The organism is uncultured Chitinophaga sp. (genome assembly GCF_902168175.1).
Classification (GTDB): domain Bacteria; phylum Bacteroidota; class Bacteroidia; order Chitinophagales; family Chitinophagaceae; genus Chitinophaga.
The window spans coordinates 220589-238405 of the sequence record NZ_CABHOU010000092.1 but is presented as its reverse complement, the minus strand read 5'-3'; the positions used below and the strand labels follow the sequence as shown (position 1 = coordinate 238405).

Here is a 17817-nt window from a genome sequence, read left to right as displayed (position 1 = left end):
GACGTTATGAGGAAATCTCCTAATTCAGGCGGCGCACTCCGACCTGAACCTAGCCTCCACCCCGAATACGCCCGAATACCGGAACATAAAAAAACCGGCGCCTGCAGCACCGGAACAGTATGCTAAATTGGAAAAGCTTTCCCCTATGTGATACAGCGGGTTATTGCCACCACAAAATTCACAACGTTTGTCAACAATGTTCGCCGGCAATTACCGGCTGTATAACACTATAACTTCCTTCCCACGTACACCGAATAATCCGGCAATATCACCTGGTACTCCTGGTGCATCAACGGCGAAGTCATCAGGAAATCGGCAGAAGCCCTGTTAGAGGCCATCGGGATATTCCAAACAACACCCAGTCGCAGCAGGGCCTTAATGTCCGGGTCATGCGGCAACGCTTCCATTGGATCCCAAAAGAATATGATGACATCCACCTTTCCTTCCGCCACCATCGACCCTATTTGCTGGTCGCCGCCAAGCGGTCCGCTCAGTAACTTACGGACGGAAACATCCAGAGCTTCCTCTATAAGTTTACCTGTTGTGCCGGTGGCATACAGCTCGTGACGGGAAAGTACAGTCTTGTTATACACAGCCCACTCAATCATTTCCGCCTTCTTGTGATCGTGCGCAATAAGGGCGATTCTTTTACGGGCATGTAAAGTCTTTATCTGTTGCATACTACAAAAATAACAATAGAATCTAATTTGTTATAGATATGAACATCAATATTTAAAACAATAATAGCCAAAGCCTATAAGCAGATCGTAAAATTCGATGGGGCGGCTGGCACTATTTGCCGCCCATATGGCCGAAAGTTGCTAACTTCGCAGGAGTTAAATTGTAAAAAATGATCAAGACAGGAAATCCAATCATCAGCATTTATACGGAAATGACGCCTAACCCGGAAACCATGAAGTTTGTGGTTAACAAGCTGTTATATCCGAACAAATCCATCGATTTCCCAGATGCGGCCAGCACCAAGGCATCACCCCTTGCGGCTGAATTGTTTACTTTCCCCTTCATTCGTGGCGTTTTCATCTGTAGCAACTTTGTTACGCTTGCCAAAACACCCGACACCGACTGGAGCGATGTGATTCCTTCTATCAAAGCATTTCTGAAAGAATACCTGGAAGATAACCGCGAGGTTATTAACGAGGAAGATATAGAACAGGTTCCCCTGAGCACCGACGAAAACGACATCGTTACCCGCATCAAGGAACTGCTCGAAAACTATGTGAAACCAGCAGTAGAAATGGACGGCGGTGCCATCCAGTTCAAAGATTACCACGAAGGGGTGGTTACGCTGATGCTGCAGGGCTCGTGTTCCGGCTGCCCTTCTTCCATGATCACGCTGAAATCAGGCATCGAAGGCATGATGAAGCGTATGATCCCTGAAGTGAAAGAAGTAGTAGCTGAAGCTGAATAAGGCTAATAGTTAAGCAATTGATAGCAAAAGCATGACCTTCCCGGTCATGCTTTTTTATTTTACCGCCCGTAAAGGCAACTCCGCATTTACTGCTTCTTTTGTTAGCTTTACGCCCCAGCGACCAAAAAATCGTGTATAACGAATATGAGAGGAATTATACCGGCCGCAATAGTTTTGCTGTGTGCAGCACAACTGCCCTTATCGGCCCAGAAAAACAGTGTAACAAAAAAGAACAGCACCGTCACAGAAGCAGTAGTTACTTACGGTATCCGCGCCAATGGCAAAGAACAACCGGGTAGCTCGCTCAAACTCTTTATCCGCAACGGACAGGCGCACATTGTGCAGGGTAACAACCGCGAGAAAGAGCAACAGTACATCGACTATGCAGAAAATGCAACCCTGCAGGTACTTTCTCTTGAAGACGGAAGTGTATCGGTACTCAAGAAGCCATTCTCCAGCCAGGCAGAGGCCACTTTGCTGCCCGACACGGCTACCATTCTTGGTTATCCCTGTAAAAAAGCAAAACTGACGGTCCGCTCCAACGCCATCGAGGTTTGGTATACTACCGCCCTCGCTGTTAAAGGCAGCCCCACATTTTCTATCGCGCCGCAGTTAGGCCTCGTGCTTAAAATTGTGCGTAATGGCAACTTTGAGACTTTCGCCCGCGACATCACCTTCCGTAAGGTTACCGACCAGGAGCTGGCATGGCCAGGCAATAAGGGAACACTTGTAGATGAGCCGAGTTACCAGGCTGTGATTATCAACAGTCGTTACAAAACCATCAACATCTTTACCAACGAGCAACTTAGCTTCGGTAACCCTATCAACAACCCGGAAGGTGAGCAACTGAACCAGACGTACCATTATTCCGGAGGCACCATCGTGCTTAAAAAAGTGGCTTTACCCAAAGCCAGGCGTGGTCAGAACCTGTTCGCAGAACTCACTCAACGCTCAAACGGCGACGCTTACGACCGTACAGGCTCCGTGTTTATCATTCCCCTCGATAAAAAAGAAACCTTCTTAAAAGGCCTGAAAGAGGGCTCTAAAGCACTTCCATCGTTTACGGCGAGTAACGGCAAAGTGTATCAGGGCGTAGTGGCTACGGACAATTACCTGCCTATTCTTGAAGTAATGCGTTTTTTCACTCCTTTCGGTGTTGGCCACTTTAACAAGCAGGTACAAATCAAAGGTTATCCATGGGCCGACTCGGTTATTTATAAACAAGATGTTAGCGAACTACTGCCAAGGCTGGAAGGCGAGGTATGGGTGGGTGTTTTTATCGGCAACTACGATAAAGGCGGTCATAAAGTAAGCCTCGACTTCAAATACTACCCTGGCTTTGAGGGGGAACGTCCGGAGGCGCAGTCTACCGCCTGGATCATGCCGGTATTTAATACTACCAACGTAATGGAAATGACCGGCCAGGAATACGGTACGATGTTCGAAAAGGATTCGCTTACAGTTATGGTTGATATTCCCACAGGAGTATCGAACCTGAAAATGCGCTACATCACCACCGGCCACGGAGGATGGGGCGGCGGCGATGAGTTTAATCCGAAACTCAACGAGATTTTTGTAGATGGTCAGCGTGTGTATCATTTCATTCCATGGCGCACCGATTGTGCGGTATACCGGCTGTCGAACCCATCGTCGGGCAACTTCGGTACCGGCCTCTCATCGTCGGACCTTAGCCGTTCGAACTGGTGTCCGGGCACGCTTACATTGCCGGTAGACGTTCCGCTGCCGGACCTTAAGCCTGGCAAACACACCTTTAAAGTGGCGATTCCTTTAGGAAAATCCGAGGGTGGCAGCTTCAGCGCCTGGAACGTTTCAGGAACGCTGATCGGTGACAAAAAGTAATTTCTGATAGCAGATAATAAGCATGGAGCAGATCTATAACGAAATAATCAAAGGCTTCCAGGCAATGACCTGGTTAGAAGGGGTAGCGGTAATTTTCGGCATCCTCAGTGTTTTGTTCTCGAAACAGAATAAAATCGCTGTGTACCCAACTGGCATTGTAAGCACCGGTATTTACATCTACCTGTTTTTTGCCGCGGCCCTTTATGCAGAAGCTTCGCTCAATGCTTATTATCTCATCATGAGTATATATGGCTGGTATGTGTGGACCAGACGAGATGCGCAGCAACAGGAAACCAGCATTAGTAAAGTAAACAGGAGAGAACTGACTATAGCCATCGCGATATCTGCCATAGGCTGGCTACTCATTTATCTAGTATTGAACCAATTTACTGACTCCACTACGCCGCTTATGGACGCATTTGTGTCCGCAACCGCCTGGAGCGGCATGTGGTTATTGGCTAAACGAAAAGTGGAGAACTGGATATTCCTGAACATCTCTAACTTCGTGGCGGTACCGCTGTTGTTTTATAAACACATGGCGCTTACCGCTTTGCTTACCATCTTCCTGTTTATTATCGCTGTAATGGGCTACTACCAGTGGCTCCGCATGCTCAGACAGGAAACAAAACAAGCATCTTGAAGAAAGTAGTTGTTATAGGGCCTGAATCTACAGGTAAAAGTACGCTCAGCGACATGCTGGCAAAACATTACCATACAGTGTGGGTGCCGGAATTCGCACGCGGGTATATAGATAACCTCGCGCGGCCGTACGAGAAAACCGACCTCATAAAAATAGCAGAGGGGCAACTGGCGGAAGAAGATAAAATGTCGGCCCAAGCCAACAACCTGCTTATCTGCGATACCGATCTGCATGTAATTAAAGTGTGGAGCGAGGCGAAGTACGGCGACTGTGATCCCAGGATCATGGAACTCATTGCCGGCCGCGAGTACGACATGTACCTGCTTACCTATATCGACATTGCCTGGGAACATGACCCTCAGCGCGAACACCCCGATCCGGAAGAGCGTGTGTACTTCTATAATATTTACCGCGACATCGTTATCAACTCCGGTTTGCCCTGGGCGGATATTCGGGGCGGTTATGATGAACGATTGCAAAAAGCGATTGAGGCTGTCGATCGGCATATCTTATAAAAAAAGCCCGGTGTTCATTACTGACACCGGGCTTTTCATTTATTTAATCATCTCTTTAATATCAGGATCGGGCGCGAGGTTTCGCATTTGTTGAAGGATGCGTTTTTGCCGCCATACGGTAATGCGGGCAGCCGGCACCACGGTGTGGGTAATCGGGTTGGGAAGACAGGCAGCAATCATGGCAGATTCTTCACGGTTCAATGCAGATGCCTTCTTTTTATAATACGTTTGTGCCGCGGCCTCTATCCCAAAAATACCATCTCCCATTTCTGCTACATTCAAATACACTTCCAGTATCCGCTTTTTCCCCCAAATCTTCTCGATCATAAAGGTGAAATACACTTCCAGCCCTTTGCGGAACCACCCGCCACCCTGCCATAGAAATACGTTTTTGGCCACCTGCTGACTAATCGTGCTGGCCCCTCTTCTTCGCTTTCCCTTTTTACTTTCGTCTATTGCTTTTTCAATGGATTTATAGTCGAACCCTTCGTGATCGGGGAACAGTTGATCCTCGCTGGACATCACGGCCAGCTTCGCATTGGCAGAAATATCAGCATAATCCACCCACTGCCTCTTAAAACTTTTATCTGATCCGATAAGCCCTATGCGGCTGCCGATCATCGTAAGTGTTGTAGGCGGGTTCATCCATTTTAATGCTATTATATAGACCAGGTGCGCAATAAAAAGTACCAGGAGTACTATTTTCAGTTTACGCCATATCCTGGGAACAATTCCTTTTGTCTTCATTCAAGGATCCGGTTTTTCTAAATCGGCGGAAAGTTATAAAGATTATTCGTTATAAAGATTATTTCGGAACCACATTTGTAACAAACTGTTTGCCGCGTTGTTAATATAACATCGCACTTTAGCAATAAATCGTAAGTTTAGATTATGTTATTAGAAGTCCATCCGCAAAATCCAAATCCCCGGAATCTTAAGACCATCATCGAGTGTTTGAAAGACGGCGGGGTGATCATTTATCCTACAGATACGGTATATGGTATGGGTTGCGATATTTTTCAGCACAAGGCAATAGAACGGATTTGCCGGATCAAGAATATCGATCCTAAAAAAGCACACTTCTCTTTTATCTGTTACGACCTCAGCCACTTGTCAGACTATGCGAAAAGTGTGGACACCCCCATTTTCCGCATACTAAAAAAGGCACTGCCAGGTCCGTACACCTTTATTCTTAACGCCAGCCGCGAAGTACCGAAACTATTAAAAACCAAACGCGATACCGTGGGCATACGTGTACCCGACAATAACATTTGCCGCACCATCGTTAAGGAACTGGGCAATCCGGTAATGAGCACCTCCCTTCCTGTAGATGAATATGTGGAAGAATATACTGACCCGGAAATCATTCACGACAAATTCGGTAAACTTGTAGACATAGTGATAGATGGTGGTCCGGGTGGCACGCGCTTTTCCACGGTAATAGACTGTACAACCGGCGAGCCGGAACTCATTCGCGAAGGAGTAGGAGATTACGATGCCGTACTTTAAAATCAAATTTATGCGTTCAGGAATATTTCTTTTGATGATGATGGTTGCCGGCTCAGCCGCTGCGCAAACCGCGCCGGTTAAGGCCGACACAGCTTTCTTCCCTGCCCGCAAACCATCACCGATCATGGCGCCTAAACCTACGGCTGGGTATCTCATCCTCTCGCCTTCTAATAATTACAACCAGCACTTTGGTTTCTTTTGTAAGCAGGAATGGAAACTGGAGAAGCAAACCAATATTCCCATCCGTTTAAGGCTTGGATCGTTGGAGCAAACCAATCGCCTGGAAGGCAAACATTAATGTTCATTACTCTACCCAATAAAAAAGCCGCCTTTTTCCAGGCGGCTTTTGCACAATAAGTCTGTTTCGTATTTATTTGATGCCCATTTTTTTAGCCAAATCTGATGGAATGGCTTTCTTATTCACCATGTAGCAGGTGGTTTTGTAGGCAAAGTAAGGTACTGAAGCATAGAAGTAACCGCCGCAAGGGTTTTCGGTACCCCATGAGTTTTTCACGATAAAGTACTTAGCTCCGTTCTGATCTTTAACGAGGCCGGTAATGTGCATACCGTGATCGTCCTGTGTTTCAAAGTTATCGAAAGCCTGCTGACGCAGTTCCTGTGTAATTGCTTTTTCTTTTCCGGGTTGAGTGAACAATGTTCCACGTTCCTGTGGGGTCATATCAGTCATTTCTTTTTCAGGAATGATAGCCAGACCGTCTTTAAAGTTGAAGGTTTTTTCGCTCACATCGGCAGCCCAGGCAAGAGAGTAACCATTAGTTACCGCCGTTTCAGCGATTTTGGTGAAGTCGGCCAGGGGCACGTTATAAACCTTCTCCCAGTTCCAGTTGTCCGGAACTTCCAGCACAAACTGCTCGTAGAAAGGATGGTGTGTGAAAGAAGAAATCACTACATAATCATCTGCATTCAGACCAAGATATTTGGCGAAAGATTGCGGTGTGTATGACTTTCCTTCGTATTCGAATTTGTCGGGAGCAGTACCGATGTAGGCATCCAGTACGCCGTTAACGGCCTTTTGCCAATTAGGGTTTACCCCTTTGGCATCGCCCAGGGTTTTAACCATACCTTCCAGCAGGCCTACCATTTCAGCGTGGTTGTACGATTTTGTGCGGTTGCCATCGTATACGCTTTGCGGAACGAGGCCATATTTTTTTAGACACAGCAGATCATCGGGGAAACCACCACCTTCGCCAAAGTTGGCTTTACCGTGCATGCGGATGTAGTTTTCGGCTTTTAAGGGGTACATGTTGCGCACCACGAACATCTCGCTCAGGTTCAGGTTTTTCACCTTACCTGCACGTAATACTTCCGATTCGAAAAAGGAAAGGCCGGAAAAAGACCAGCAGGTACCGGTTTGACCCTGGTTTTGAACGTCGGTGGCTTCAAGGTTTTTGATCGTGGTAAACTCGTATTTGCTACCGTCTTTGTTGGTTTTGGTTTGCGCGAAAGCCGCAGTTGCGCACAGCATGGCCGCACACATCATCCATTTCTTCATAATGATTGATTTTTTAAACGGGCCAAATATAAGGAAACCCCATCAACCCAAAATAAAAGAAAGGGAAGAGCGGAAAACCGCCTACGCCTCTTGATAATCGGCCCGGTTTATTTCCCAGCGCCATAACTCATCCTCTTCCTGGTCCGTAATGGCCCCGGCAAAGTGCATTCCTGCTTTCTGCAGCACTTTAACTGCAGCATTGTATTCCTCCAGGGTATGGGCCCTCACCGTGTTAATGTAGCTGTGGCTAAAAGCGAAGCCGATGAGCGCCATCACCATTTCTGTGGCATAGCCCTTTTCGCGATATTCGCCGGCTATTTCGTAACCGATTTCCACTACACCATTTTCGCAGGCTTTGCCCTTAAAACCACCGGTTCCGATAAGGCGCCTGTCTTCTTTATGAATAACGAGATAAAAAAACCAGCCGAGCATAGAGGGGTCGTTACGCAGCTTATCGTATGCGAGCAATACCATTTCAGGATATTCGGTCCAGTTCTCCGGAACACTGATGTCCAGGAGGTCCGCCAACACTTCTTCACCCTGAAAAAGAGCTTCGAAATGGTGAAGGGTGCAGGGTAACAATTGTAACCTTGAGGTTTCGATCATGGGAGAAAACTAGTAAAGGAATTTGAGATTTGCAATGGGGCATTAAAAAAAAGGATAGTTAGGAATGCCTCCTAACTATCCGCGAATCAATTTATTATCAATGTGCTTCGAGCCAGTTGGCGCCAGTTCCGATTTCGGCTTCTACAGGAACCTTCAATGGGAGCGCGCGTTTCATGCAATCGAGAATGAGCGGTTTTAAGCGGTCGAGTTCCTCCACATGAGCATCAAATACCAATTCGTCATGCACCTGCAGCAACATCTTCGATTTAAAGTTTTGCTGCTTCAGTTCCTTATGGATCGTGATCATCGCCAGTTTGATCATATCCGCTGCGGTACCCTGTATCGGCATGTTGATCGCATTTCGCTCGGCATAACCACGCACTACCGCATTAGAAGAGTTAATATCTTTTAACCAGCGTTTACGGCCCAGCAGCGTTTGCACATAACCATTCGTTTGGGCGAAGGTCACCTGGTTTTCCATGTACGACTTAATAGCAGGATATTGCGCAAAGTAGTTATCGATAAGCATTTTGGCCTCGCTACGGGCAATACCCAGGTTCTCGGACAAACCAAAGGCGCTTACGCCATAGATAATCCCAAAGTTTACGCTCTTGGCATTCCGGCGCATATCAGTCGTCACATCCGGTAAATCAACACCATACACCTTGGCTGCCGTCGCCGTGTGAATATCGATGCCGTTCTGGAAAGCCGACATCATATTTTCATCTTCGCTGATAGCGGCAATAATACGCAATTCGATTTGAGAGTAATCCGCCGAAAGCAATGTGAAGTCGCTATTCCGTGGCACGAACGCCTTACGGACTTCGCGGCCACGCTCTGTGCGGATGGGGATATTCTGTAAGTTAGGGTTGTTGGAGCTTAAACGTCCGGTAACAGCCACCGCCTGGTTATACGATGTGTGTATACGGCCGGTACGTGGATTTACCATCAGTGGCAGCGCATCAACATAAGTAGATTTCAGTTTGCTCAGCTCACGGTATATCAGGATGTCTTCTACTATCTTACTTTTATTCGCCAGTTTCGCCAGTACGTCCTCTCCTGTTGCGTATTGGCCCGTACGGGTTTTCTTAGCTTTAGGATCGAGCTGTAATTTTTCGAACAGTACCTCTCCCAGTTGTTTAGGCGAGCCAAGGTTGAATCGGACCCCCGCCTGCTCGTACACACTTTCTTCCGCGCGACGGATATCGGTTTCCAATTGTTTGGAGTAGTCCGATAACGTTACGTGGTCGATGGCAATACCTTCAAACTCCATATCCACCAACACTTTCACTAAGGGGTTTTCCACATCGTAAAACACGTTGCCTACTTCTTTGGCGGTTAGTATGGGCTGGAATTTTTCTTTCAGTTGAAGGGTGATGTCGGCATCTTCGGCGGCATAATCCTTTACCTTTTCTATCTCCACATCGCGCATATTGCCCTGGTTTTTACCCTTTTTGCCAATAAGCGTTTCGATAGAAACCGGTGCGTATTGCAGGTACTGAGCACTCAGCAAATCCATGCTACGGCGGCCTTCCGGCTCAATGAGATAATGTGCGAGCATCGTATCGAACACCTTGCCCTTTATTTCATAGTCGTACCATTTAAGCACCAGCATATCGTACTTCAGGTTCTGACCGATAAAAGTAATGTCGGCAGCATCGAATACCGGTTTAAAGATGCTCAGCACAGCCAGCGCGTTTTCCCGGCCTGTGGGTACGGGAATGTACCAGGCCTCTCCTGCTTTGCAGGAAAAACTCATACCTACCAGCTCCACATTGTTGGCGTCAGTGCCCGTAGTTTCTGTGTCAAAACAAATTTCAGCATGAGTAAGCAGGATGTTTACCAGCTCCTGTTGCTTTTCTACAGTGTCCGAAAGGTGATATTCGTGTGGCGTGTTTTCTATATTCTTATCCGCCTGCAAGCCGAACTGCGGTCCCTCGGCTTCTTCTGCATCAGCTACAGGAGCGGTTTTACTCTCAACCGCGTTGCCGAAAAGGTCTTGCTGTACGGGCTTTGACGGATCGCCGGTGAGCGCGTTAAAGCCTTCGCCCAATATTCTTTTACCAAGCGATTTAAATTCCAGTTCGGTGAATACTTCTGTGAGTACCTCCTTCTGCATTTCTTTGATGCAGTAGTTCTCTTCATGAAAATCTACCGGTACATTGGTAATAATGGTAGCGAGTTTTTTGGAAAGGATGGCACTTTCGGCGCCCGCCTTGATCTTCTCTCCCATTTTCCCCCCGATTTTATCCGCATTTGCCAACACATTTTCCAGGGAATGATATTCGGCGAGGAGTTTCATGGCCGTTTTTTCGCCCACACCGGGGATACCCGGAATGTTATCCACGGCATCGCCCATCATCCCCAAAATATCTATTACCTGGTGCACATCCTGAATCTGCCATTTGGCGCAAATTTCTTTGGGGCCGAGAATTTCCTCCTTTGTACCCTGGTAAGGCGGCTTCCAGATAAACACATTGTCTTTTACCAGCTGGCCGTAATCCTTATCCGGCGTAACCATATATACTTCATATCCCTGCGCGGCCGCCTGCCAGGCCACAGTTCCGATAATATCATCGGCCTCGTAACCGTCCAGTTCCAGCACAGGAATATTAAATCCTTCGATAATTCTTTTGATATCAGGCAACGCGTCCAGCAGATCTTCGGGCGCCTCTTCACGGTTCGCTTTGTAATCCACAAAGTCGGTATGCCTTTCGGTAGGAGCCTGTGTATCGAAAGCCACGGCTATATGGGTAGGTTTTTCTTTGTTGATGAGGTCGAACAACGTGGAGGTAAAACCGAATTGCGCATTGGTGTTGCGGCCTTTGCTGGTAATGCGGGGGCTGCGTATCAATGCGTAATAGGCGCGATAGATAAGCGCCATTGCATCTAATAAAAACAATTTCTTACTCATGGCGGTAAAAGTAATGAAATAACCGATTTCTAAATGAGGGTTGATGCCAGTCTCTTGATAGTAGGGTGTTTGGATTTAACACACATTCCCTAATTTTGCCGGCATGAAAAAAATATATCATCTGTCGGCCTGCAGCACCTGCAAACGAATTTTGGACGAGGTTGGAGCCGTGGAAAAGGGCGTAAAGCTACAGGACATTAAAACAGAACCGATCACACCGGAGCAGATAGACGAAATGAAAGCGCTGGCTGGCAGTTACGAGGCATTGTTCAGCCGCCGTTCTATGAAATACCGTCCCATGGGCCTGCACGAAAAAACGTTAAGCGAAAAAGACTACCGCAACCTGATACTGGAAGAATACACCTTTCTGAAAAGGCCTGTAGCCATTATTGGCAAACAAATTTTTGTTGGTAACGACAAAAAAACGGTGGAAGGCCTGAAAGCTGCTTTATAACGAAGCCGCGAACTTACGTACCACCTCTTTATACGCACTCATGTCCTGCTCCTGGCTAAATGAGCGGAAAGGGAAATTTTTAGATGCTTTCAGCGCCTGGGTGAGGTCAAACTCATGCTGGGGTACATTATAAAAATATCCTTTTTCCATCAGCCATTTTCCCAGGTATTCCTGCTCGGTTTGGCCGGGCGTGGGTACCAGGATCGCTTTTTTATCCAATTTTGCCAGGTCCATAAGCGTTGTATAACCGGAGCGGCTTAATACCAAACCCGAAGCCAGCATGGCATCGTTCAGCTCTTTGGCATTGAGGTGGCTTACGTGAGTGATGCCCGAGGCAATCTCTTTCTTAAACGCCTGGTCGGGTTTGCCGCTCACAATCAGCGCTTTAACCGGCAAGGGTTTAATTTGGGAGATGATAAGCTCTTCGAGCTGGGTGCGTTGCGGCTCCGGACCGGAAATAAGTACCAGCAGGTCGTATTTCTGGGCCACGCCCTGCTTTTTCTCGAAGCGGGACAGGCAGCCGAGGTAAGTTACATTGGCAGGCAGTTCAGATGGATGTGCCAGTTCTCCGCTAAGATTAGGCTCGCCGCTAAAATCGGGCACCCAGCATGCAGAATATTTTTTAATATAGAAGTAGTTGATTCTCTTTAATATTTTCTCCGTTATGCCGCCGAAAGGGGTTTTAATCAGCAGCTGATGGGAGATAAAAACGCAGGGAATATCCGGGTGGGAAAGTCCGAAACGGTTGTCAGAAATAACGGCATCGATACCATGCTCTTTTACCGTTTTGTGCAGCCAGGCCTTTTCGTTCGCCACCGCTCTGTATATTTTAGGTATTTGCTGCACGATCTTCAGGCCAAAGAAAACACCCTTTTTCGCATACCTTATATTATACCCGGCAAGCGGTAAAATAGTGAGTTGTGGAAATTCCTGTGCAAGCAGTGCAGCATGTTTACCTTCGGCCGCAATAAGCACCTCGCAGCCAGCGTTTAATAGTTCAGCAATGAGCGGAATGTCCCGCGTGGCGTGGCCCAGCCCCCAGTCCAGCGGAACTACCAGGATTTTTTTTGGAACAGGAGAAGATGTGGACAAATAATTATGTTTTTTTTACGAAAATAGTTTAATTTAGAAATGCTCATTGTTAAGAAACAGTAAACTCTCACAGCGGCTGGAAGTTTAAATGAAGGATTTAGAATGAAAAAAGTACATTGGATTTTGTTACTGTTGTTGTCAGTCGGTTTGTTTGCGCAGGGTTGCGGCGTTTTGAAGAAAAATGATTGCGGTTGTCCCACGATGAACAAGAAGCGGATGCATTGAGCTAAAAGCCTAACTAACCTATCCTTGAAAATGCTAAGCAAAGATGTCAACTAATCAGAGAACACTCAAATCAAATTCAAATGAAGCCTGTAGAAAGAGACTTATTGATCTTGCTACATGAAGACCGCTACAATGAGCAGCAGATTCAGAACGAAGTGAAGCAGCTAAGCGACATGCTCTCATTGATAGAAACAATGGATTATATTTCCACGGCCGCAGAAGTAGCAGATTGTAACAAACATCGCGTTAGCAGCAAACGTAGCGTATTGGAGAAAGCCTTCTTCCGTAAAGAGCCACGTGCTTTCGAATTTATTATCCACAAGAACTGATAAGAAGAGAACGTTATTAAAAAGTAGCATTGCCGCGTTATGACCATCTCCCAGGCCGATACTTTTTCCTCCCGTTTTAAATCTACCACTGTCAATTTCTTTTTTTCTTGTTAGGTTTGCGAGCAAATAAATCCGTTGTGAATGATTGATTTTTCGCACCTGCAAGACTTTCTATCGCCCGTTTCCAAGTCATTCCTTAATGACGAGAACGAATATGACGATTACCAAATCGGCCATGTTATTGATCTTTATGATGAAGATCGCATTCCTGATTTTGATGCTGCAGACATTGTACTGTTAGGCGTTGGCGAGCAACGTGGCGGCTTTGCACGTACCACCAGCACTCAGGGACCGGACACTATCCGCACTGAATTTTACCGTCTTTACCACTGGCACCGTGATCTTAAAATTGCTGACGCAGGCAACCTGCTGGCCGGTAATACTTTAATAGATACTTACGCTGCCATGCGGGCCGTACTCACCGAGTTTATTGACGGCGGAAAAACCGTTATCATTCTTGGTGGCGCCCACGACCTCACCTACGCACAGTATCGCGCTTACGCCGATAAAAAATACATCATTGAAGTGTCTGTGGCCGATGCGCTTATCGACCTCATGGAAGAGTCCTCAACGGCCGATACCGGGTTTTTAATGACCATGTTCACCGAACAGCCCAACTACATCCGTCATTACAATCACATTGGCTTCCAGAGCTATTTTATACAACCACGCATGCTCGAAACCCTGGACAAACTGCGGTTCGACTGTTTCAGGCTGGGCAAAGTGCGCGAAAACCTGGAAGAAATTGAACCCGTATTACGCAATACCGATTTGTTTAGCGTAGATCTCAATATGATCAAACATGCTGATTCGCCAGCCAACAGCCTGTCTCCAAACGGATTTACCGGTGAAGAAGCCTGTGTTCTTTCGCGCTACGCTGGCATGAGTTCGCAGTTAAGCTCCTACGGTCTATACGGTTACAATCCTAAAAAAGATAAAGACAACCTCACCGCCAAACAGGTAGCACAAATGCTGTGGTACTTTATGGATGGCCGTTCGGTTAAACATAAAGAAGCCCAACTACACGACCGTGAAGCTTTCCTGGAATTTCATATCGCATTTACCGATATAGATACTACCTTTCTGAAGAGTAAGAAAACAGGCCGCTGGTGGATGCAATTGCCCGATAAGGCATTTATTCCCTGCGCCTACAGCGACTACCTGCTGGCGAGCAACAACGAAATACCAGAACGCTGGCTGCGCTCGCAGGAAAGAATGTAATCTTAAAACATTTGCCCCATGGTTACGAGGAGAGAACGGATTGTGCGCCTCAGCATCATTCAGAACGCCCAGGACGTGGCGCTGATTGCTATTGGTGTATTGCTGGCGGCGGTTGGTCTTAAGTGTTTCCTTCTACCCAATGGCTTCCTGGACGGAGGTGTTACCGGCATTTCGTTGCTTGTAAACAGGCTTACCGGCGTTTCTATTTCGGTGTTACTGGTGTTGCTTAACATCCCGTTCATCTTACTGGCTTACAAACAATTATCAAAAACATTCACCTTAAAAACAGTGGCCGCCATTCTCGCATTGGCGGCCAGTTTGGGTTTTATCAACGTGCCTGTGGTTACACAGGATAAACTGCTGATCGCGATTTTTGGCGGCTTCTTCCTGGGTGCCGGTATTGGGATGAGCGTACGCGGTGGCGCGGTGTTGGACGGTACGGAGGTGCTGGCGCTATTCATCAACCGCAAAACCATACTATCCGTAGGTGAGGTAATTATGTACTTCAACGTCATCATTTTTGGCGTAGCGGCTGTTCTCATCAATATAGAAACGGCTTTGTACGCTATGCTCACTTACCTCTGCGCGTCCAAAACAGTGGACTTTGTGATCAGTGGTTTCGAGGAATATATTGCACTTACCATCATCTCCAACAATGCCGACCTGGTGCGTAAAACGCTTACACTTAAGCTGCGCAAGGGTGTTACCGTTTTTAAGGGCAAAAGCGGGTATGGTAAAAGGGGTGAAGTGGATAATGAGATTGATATCATTTATACTGTAGTTACGCGCCTGGAAGTGCATAAAATAATAGATGAGATAGAAAAGATCGATGAAAAGGCATTCATCATCCAGCATAACATTAACGATACCAAAGGCGGTATGATAAAGCGCAGGGCCACGCACGTATAAATTCCTGGAGAATTTTATTATCTTTCCCATATGCGTTCCCCGTTATGTAAAACAACGCCACACTTAACATGAAACCTTACTTTTTTACCGCATTATTTATGATAAGCGCAGCAACCAGCTTTGCACAGGAGAAAATTTACCTCTACCCCGATAAAAAGGGCTTGCACATTGGTGGCAATCAAAAAACAGAAGACGCTCCTTTTATCGAGCATTTTGCCGCTAACGGCGATAAACGTAATGGCGCGGCGGTGTTGGTTTGTCCCGGTGGCGGTTATGGCCACCTGGCAGTTGGCCACGAAGGTGCCGATGTGGCCAGGTTCCTCACTAACGAAGGTTTCGACGCTATTGTGTTACATTATCGCCTTAACGATCCTCAGCAATCCGGCTCCCGCTACCCTGCCCAATATGACGACGTAACGACGGCGATGCGTATTGTTAAATCCAAAGCAGAAAGCTGGAAACTGGACCCGGAAAAAATTGGGGTGATGGGCTTCTCCGCCGGCGGTCACCTTGCATCTATGCTCACTACTATTCACGTCGCAGCCAATCCATCTTCCAAAACTAAATGGGAACAATTCAGCAGCCGGCCAGCCTTTTCCATACTTGTATATCCTGTTATATCTATGTCGGCCGATTACCGGCATGTTGGCAGCGGATTTAACCTGATGGGGCCTAACCCTGCGCCGGGCCTGGCCGATTCTCTTTCCACAGATAAAAGAGTGAATGCGCAAACACCGCCCACCATGCTTATTCATTCTACCGACGACAAAACCGTCCCGGTAGAAAACGCAATCGTATTCTATAAAGCGCTGCAGGCCCATAAAATTCCGGCCACACTGCATGTATACGATCACGGCGGGCATGGCTATGGCATGGCACCTAAAGATCCGGTGCTTAATACCTGGCCTTCGCTGTCGGTGTTATGGATCAGGGAAAAACTGAAACTCTAGTTAGCAGTAACATGATTAAACAAAACAAACCACCAATCGCCAGCACCTGGCGGTAGGCGAAAAACTGCGCCCATCGTGTACGGTAATCACTCCAGTTAGCGGGGGGACTATCGACCTGCCAGCCAGCTATTATTTTGTTGATGGGATTATTCCCTTTTAATGCCAGCAGGAAATCGGCGAAAAAGCAAAGCATGGCGGCATACCACCACCAGTTACGTGGCTCATGCCCAATAGAACTAACCAGCAATACCGGCACCAGCAAACAACTGAGCAACATCGTGACGTAAATAAAACGGAACGGTTTGCCGATATGCCGGTCTATCGTTTGGCGCATTAACGTGTATTCACGTGCGGGCAAATCGCGCAGTACATTGGTAAAACATACTAAATAGTAAAACGCCTGGCCGGCAATAATGCCAAAGCCAATCAGCTGGTACAGCAGTACGAACTTCAGGAACATCATGATTTGGGGTACTTGTGGGGAAAGGATGACCGGCCTTAACCGGCCATCCATCTATCAAAATTAACTAAAGAAAACTGTCGCTTTCGCGGTAGGCCTTAATCAGCGATACCTCTCCTTCTTTACCAGGAAAGGCATTGCCATGCTCCATACCTAATACACCTTTAAAGCCTTTTTTGTGCAGGTATTTAAAGATGTTTTTATAGTTGATCTCTCCGGAAGTAGGCTCTTTACGACCCGGATTATCACCTATCTGGATGTACGCAATTTCGCTCCAGCACCAGTCCATATTGGGAATAAGCTGGCCGGTGTTGCGCTGCATATGGTAAATATCATAAAGAATTTTGCAGGCGGGACTGTTTACGGCGCGGCAAATCATATAGGTTTGATCGGCGGTACGCAGGAACAGGTCCGGATTATCGCTCAGCGGCTCTAACACCATGGTGAGGTTATGTTTGGCGAGGATATCGGAACCGAGCCTTAAAGCATCGATCACGTTGCCGGTTTGTACACCGATGGGGAGGTTGCGTTCAAAGTAACCGGGAACCACGGTCATCCATTTTGCATTCACACGTTTAGCCACTTCTACGGCTTTGTTGCACACGTCCACAAACCGGTCTTTAAATTCTTGTTTGCCAGTTGCCAGCGATACTTTCCAGTTATCGCCCGCATCTATTACAAACACACCCATGCGCATACCGAGTTTGCTCATTAGTTTACTCACCTTTTCCTGCTCCTCCACGCTTCTGTTCATCATCCCGTTGTCTTCCAGGCTACGGAAGCCCTGGTCGTACATAAACTGGATCTGGTCGAGGAAGCTGTCGCCCGCGCTGTTTTTGAACATGCCGGCGTGTGGGGCGTAGTCGAGATTAAAAGGTTTGCCTTTTTCTGGTAACGTGGAATCTGCATGGCTTGCATTAGCTGCGGCGGCCCCGAAAGTAAGGGAACCTATGCCGGCAAGTGCGCCGTGCTGGAGGAATTTTCTTCTTTCCATATAGCGTTTAAATTATATAAGTGTTGTTGATACGCCTTTAAATTTAATAGCTTTTTTCAGCTAATTACCAGTGATCCTATAAAAATTGCAAGTTTTTACATGATTGGTTAATGCTCATCAAATAATCATTGCGTTCC

The 17817-nt window shown here is 47.0% G+C and carries 19 protein-coding genes; 11 read left to right on the top strand and 8 right to left on the bottom strand.

The genetic code is table 11. The features are described from left to right. Positions 1 to 227: 227 nt before the first annotated feature. A complete protein-coding gene (locus QZT80_RS20295) occupies positions 228 to 680 on the bottom strand; it encodes a methylglyoxal synthase (RefSeq protein WP_295126395.1) in 453 nt (150 codons plus the stop codon). Positions 681 to 850: 170 nt separating this feature from the next. On the opposite strand from QZT80_RS20295, the gene QZT80_RS20290 reads away from it, so the two are divergent. The 4 genes from QZT80_RS20290 (at position 851) to QZT80_RS20275 (ending at position 4444) form a co-directional block, all read left to right on the top strand. Next, positions 851 to 1429, top strand: a complete 579-nt coding sequence (locus QZT80_RS20290; protein WP_295126392.1) for a NifU family protein — start codon at positions 851 to 853, stop codon at positions 1427 to 1429. A 144-nt stretch (positions 1430 to 1573) separates the two neighbouring features. Beyond that, a complete protein-coding gene (locus QZT80_RS20285; RefSeq protein ID WP_295126389.1) occupies positions 1574 to 3289 on the top strand; it encodes a PNGase F N-terminal domain-containing protein in 1716 nt (571 codons plus the stop codon). 22 nt (positions 3290 to 3311) lie between these two features. Next, positions 3312 to 3929 (top strand): nicotinamide riboside transporter PnuC, encoded by a 618-nt coding sequence (gene pnuC, locus QZT80_RS20280; protein ID WP_295126386.1) that lies wholly within the window; start codon positions 3312 to 3314, stop codon positions 3927 to 3929. Next, positions 3926 to 4444, top strand: a complete 519-nt coding sequence (locus tag QZT80_RS20275) for an ATP-binding protein (protein ID WP_295126383.1) — start codon at positions 3926 to 3928, stop codon at positions 4442 to 4444. Before pnuC ends, QZT80_RS20275 begins: the two co-directional genes overlap by 4 nt. A gap of 39 nt (positions 4445 to 4483) precedes the next feature. Here QZT80_RS20275 and mtgA read toward each other — a convergent pair whose 3' ends face one another. After that, positions 4484 to 5191: a monofunctional biosynthetic peptidoglycan transglycosylase gene (gene mtgA, locus QZT80_RS20270; RefSeq protein WP_295126381.1), complete on the bottom strand. Its 708-nt coding sequence runs from the start codon at positions 5189 to 5191 to the stop codon at positions 4484 to 4486. A 144-nt stretch (positions 5192 to 5335) separates the two neighbouring features. Between mtgA and QZT80_RS20265 the strand changes: the two genes are divergently transcribed. Both QZT80_RS20265 and QZT80_RS20260 read left to right on the top strand, forming a co-directional pair. Further along, entirely contained in the window at positions 5336 to 5953 is a 618-nt protein-coding gene (locus tag QZT80_RS20265; RefSeq protein ID WP_295126378.1) for an L-threonylcarbamoyladenylate synthase, read from the top strand. Between the two features lie 10 nt (positions 5954 to 5963). Next, entirely contained in the window at positions 5964 to 6251 is a 288-nt protein-coding gene (locus tag QZT80_RS20260; RefSeq protein WP_295126375.1) for a hypothetical protein, read from the top strand. 72 nt (positions 6252 to 6323) lie between these two features. On the opposite strand, the gene QZT80_RS20255 is transcribed toward QZT80_RS20260, so the two are convergent. The 3 genes from QZT80_RS20255 to polA form a co-directional block, all read right to left on the bottom strand. Continuing rightward, positions 6324 to 7466 carry a C1 family peptidase gene (locus tag QZT80_RS20255; RefSeq protein WP_295126372.1) on the bottom strand — a complete coding sequence of 381 codons (1143 nt, stop codon included), beginning with the start codon at positions 7464 to 7466 and terminating at the stop codon, positions 6324 to 6326. Between the two features lie 81 nt (positions 7467 to 7547). Further along, positions 7548 to 8072, bottom strand: coding sequence for a GNAT family N-acetyltransferase (locus QZT80_RS20250; protein WP_295126370.1), 525 nt, complete (start codon positions 8070 to 8072; stop codon positions 7548 to 7550). A 97-nt stretch (positions 8073 to 8169) separates the two neighbouring features. Beyond that, the gene (gene polA / locus QZT80_RS20245) at positions 8170 to 10986 is read right to left on the bottom strand and encodes a DNA polymerase I (RefSeq protein ID WP_295126368.1); all 2817 of its coding nucleotides are present in this window, start codon (positions 10984 to 10986) and stop codon (positions 8170 to 8172) included. A 103-nt stretch (positions 10987 to 11089) separates the two neighbouring features. Between polA and QZT80_RS20240 the strand changes: the two genes are divergently transcribed. Beyond that, complete coding sequence (locus QZT80_RS20240) at positions 11090 to 11440, top strand: arsenate reductase family protein (protein ID WP_295126365.1); 351 nt, start codon at positions 11090 to 11092, stop codon at positions 11438 to 11440. Here the strand turns inward: QZT80_RS20240 and QZT80_RS20235 are convergent. Then, positions 11435 to 12532, bottom strand: coding sequence for a glycosyltransferase (locus QZT80_RS20235; RefSeq protein ID WP_295126362.1), 1098 nt, complete (start codon positions 12530 to 12532; stop codon positions 11435 to 11437). The genes QZT80_RS20240 and QZT80_RS20235 overlap by 6 nt on opposite strands. Before the next feature lie 305 nt (positions 12533 to 12837). Here QZT80_RS20235 and QZT80_RS20230 point away from each other — a divergent pair, with 305 nt between their 5' ends. The 4 genes from QZT80_RS20230 (at position 12838) to QZT80_RS20215 (ending at position 16226) form a co-directional block, all read left to right on the top strand. After that, on the top strand, positions 12838 to 13086 hold the full coding sequence (locus QZT80_RS20230; RefSeq protein ID WP_244836519.1) for a hypothetical protein: 249 nt from the start codon (positions 12838 to 12840) through the stop codon (positions 13084 to 13086). 141 nt (positions 13087 to 13227) lie between these two features. Next, complete coding sequence (locus QZT80_RS20225) at positions 13228 to 14367, top strand: formimidoylglutamase (protein WP_295126357.1); 1140 nt, start codon at positions 13228 to 13230, stop codon at positions 14365 to 14367. An 18-nt stretch (positions 14368 to 14385) separates the two neighbouring features. Then, complete coding sequence (locus QZT80_RS20220; RefSeq protein WP_295126354.1) at positions 14386 to 15276, top strand: YitT family protein; 891 nt, start codon at positions 14386 to 14388, stop codon at positions 15274 to 15276. 68 nt (positions 15277 to 15344) lie between these two features. Further along, positions 15345 to 16226 (top strand): alpha/beta hydrolase, encoded by an 882-nt coding sequence (locus QZT80_RS20215; protein ID WP_295126352.1) that lies wholly within the window; start codon positions 15345 to 15347, stop codon positions 16224 to 16226. Here QZT80_RS20215 and QZT80_RS20210 read toward each other — a convergent pair. Continuing rightward, complete coding sequence (locus tag QZT80_RS20210; RefSeq protein WP_295126349.1) at positions 16204 to 16689, bottom strand: anthrone oxygenase family protein; 486 nt, start codon at positions 16687 to 16689, stop codon at positions 16204 to 16206. The two genes, QZT80_RS20215 and QZT80_RS20210, sit on opposite strands and share 23 nt — an antisense overlap. Before the next feature lie 64 nt (positions 16690 to 16753). Continuing rightward, positions 16754 to 17680: a TIM barrel protein gene (locus QZT80_RS20205; protein WP_295126346.1), complete on the bottom strand. Its 927-nt coding sequence runs from the start codon at positions 17678 to 17680 to the stop codon at positions 16754 to 16756. Positions 17681 to 17817: the final 137 nt, after the last annotated feature.

Bases quoted from the DNA above. Each gene is read 5' to 3' on its own strand.
- QZT80_RS20240 (WP_295126365.1), top strand. From the start codon at position 11,090: ATGAAAAAAATATATCATCTGTCGGCCTGCAGCACCTGCAAACGAATT.
- QZT80_RS20215 (WP_295126352.1), top strand. From the start codon at position 15,345: ATGAAACCTTACTTTTTTACCGCATTATTTATGATAAGCGCAGCAACC.
- QZT80_RS20220 (WP_295126354.1), top strand. From the start codon at position 14,386: ATGGTTACGAGGAGAGAACGGATTGTGCGCCTCAGCATCATTCAGAAC.
- QZT80_RS20250 (WP_295126370.1), bottom strand. From the start codon at position 8,072: ATGATCGAAACCTCAAGGTTACAATTGTTACCCTGCACCCTTCACCAT.
- QZT80_RS20260 (WP_295126375.1), top strand. From the start codon at position 5,964: ATGCGTTCAGGAATATTTCTTTTGATGATGATGGTTGCCGGCTCAGCC.
- pnuC (WP_295126386.1), top strand. From the start codon at position 3,312: ATGGAGCAGATCTATAACGAAATAATCAAAGGCTTCCAGGCAATGACC.
- QZT80_RS20255 (WP_295126372.1), bottom strand. From the start codon at position 7,466: ATGAAGAAATGGATGATGTGTGCGGCCATGCTGTGCGCAACTGCGGCT.
- QZT80_RS20225 (WP_295126357.1), top strand. From the start codon at position 13,228: ATGATTGATTTTTCGCACCTGCAAGACTTTCTATCGCCCGTTTCCAAG.
- mtgA (WP_295126381.1), bottom strand. From the start codon at position 5,191: ATGAAGACAAAAGGAATTGTTCCCAGGATATGGCGTAAACTGAAAATA.
- QZT80_RS20230 (WP_244836519.1), top strand. From the start codon at position 12,838: ATGAAGCCTGTAGAAAGAGACTTATTGATCTTGCTACATGAAGACCGC.
- QZT80_RS20295 (WP_295126395.1), bottom strand. From the start codon at position 680: ATGCAACAGATAAAGACTTTACATGCCCGTAAAAGAATCGCCCTTATT.
- QZT80_RS20285 (WP_295126389.1), top strand. From the start codon at position 1,574: ATGAGAGGAATTATACCGGCCGCAATAGTTTTGCTGTGTGCAGCACAA.
- polA (WP_295126368.1), bottom strand. From the start codon at position 10,986: ATGAGTAAGAAATTGTTTTTATTAGATGCAATGGCGCTTATCTATCGC.
- QZT80_RS20205 (WP_295126346.1), bottom strand. From the start codon at position 17,680: ATGGAAAGAAGAAAATTCCTCCAGCACGGCGCACTTGCCGGCATAGGT.
- QZT80_RS20290 (WP_295126392.1), top strand. From the start codon at position 851: ATGATCAAGACAGGAAATCCAATCATCAGCATTTATACGGAAATGACG.
- QZT80_RS20210 (WP_295126349.1), bottom strand. From the start codon at position 16,689: ATGATGTTCCTGAAGTTCGTACTGCTGTACCAGCTGATTGGCTTTGGC.
- QZT80_RS20265 (WP_295126378.1), top strand. From the start codon at position 5,336: ATGTTATTAGAAGTCCATCCGCAAAATCCAAATCCCCGGAATCTTAAG.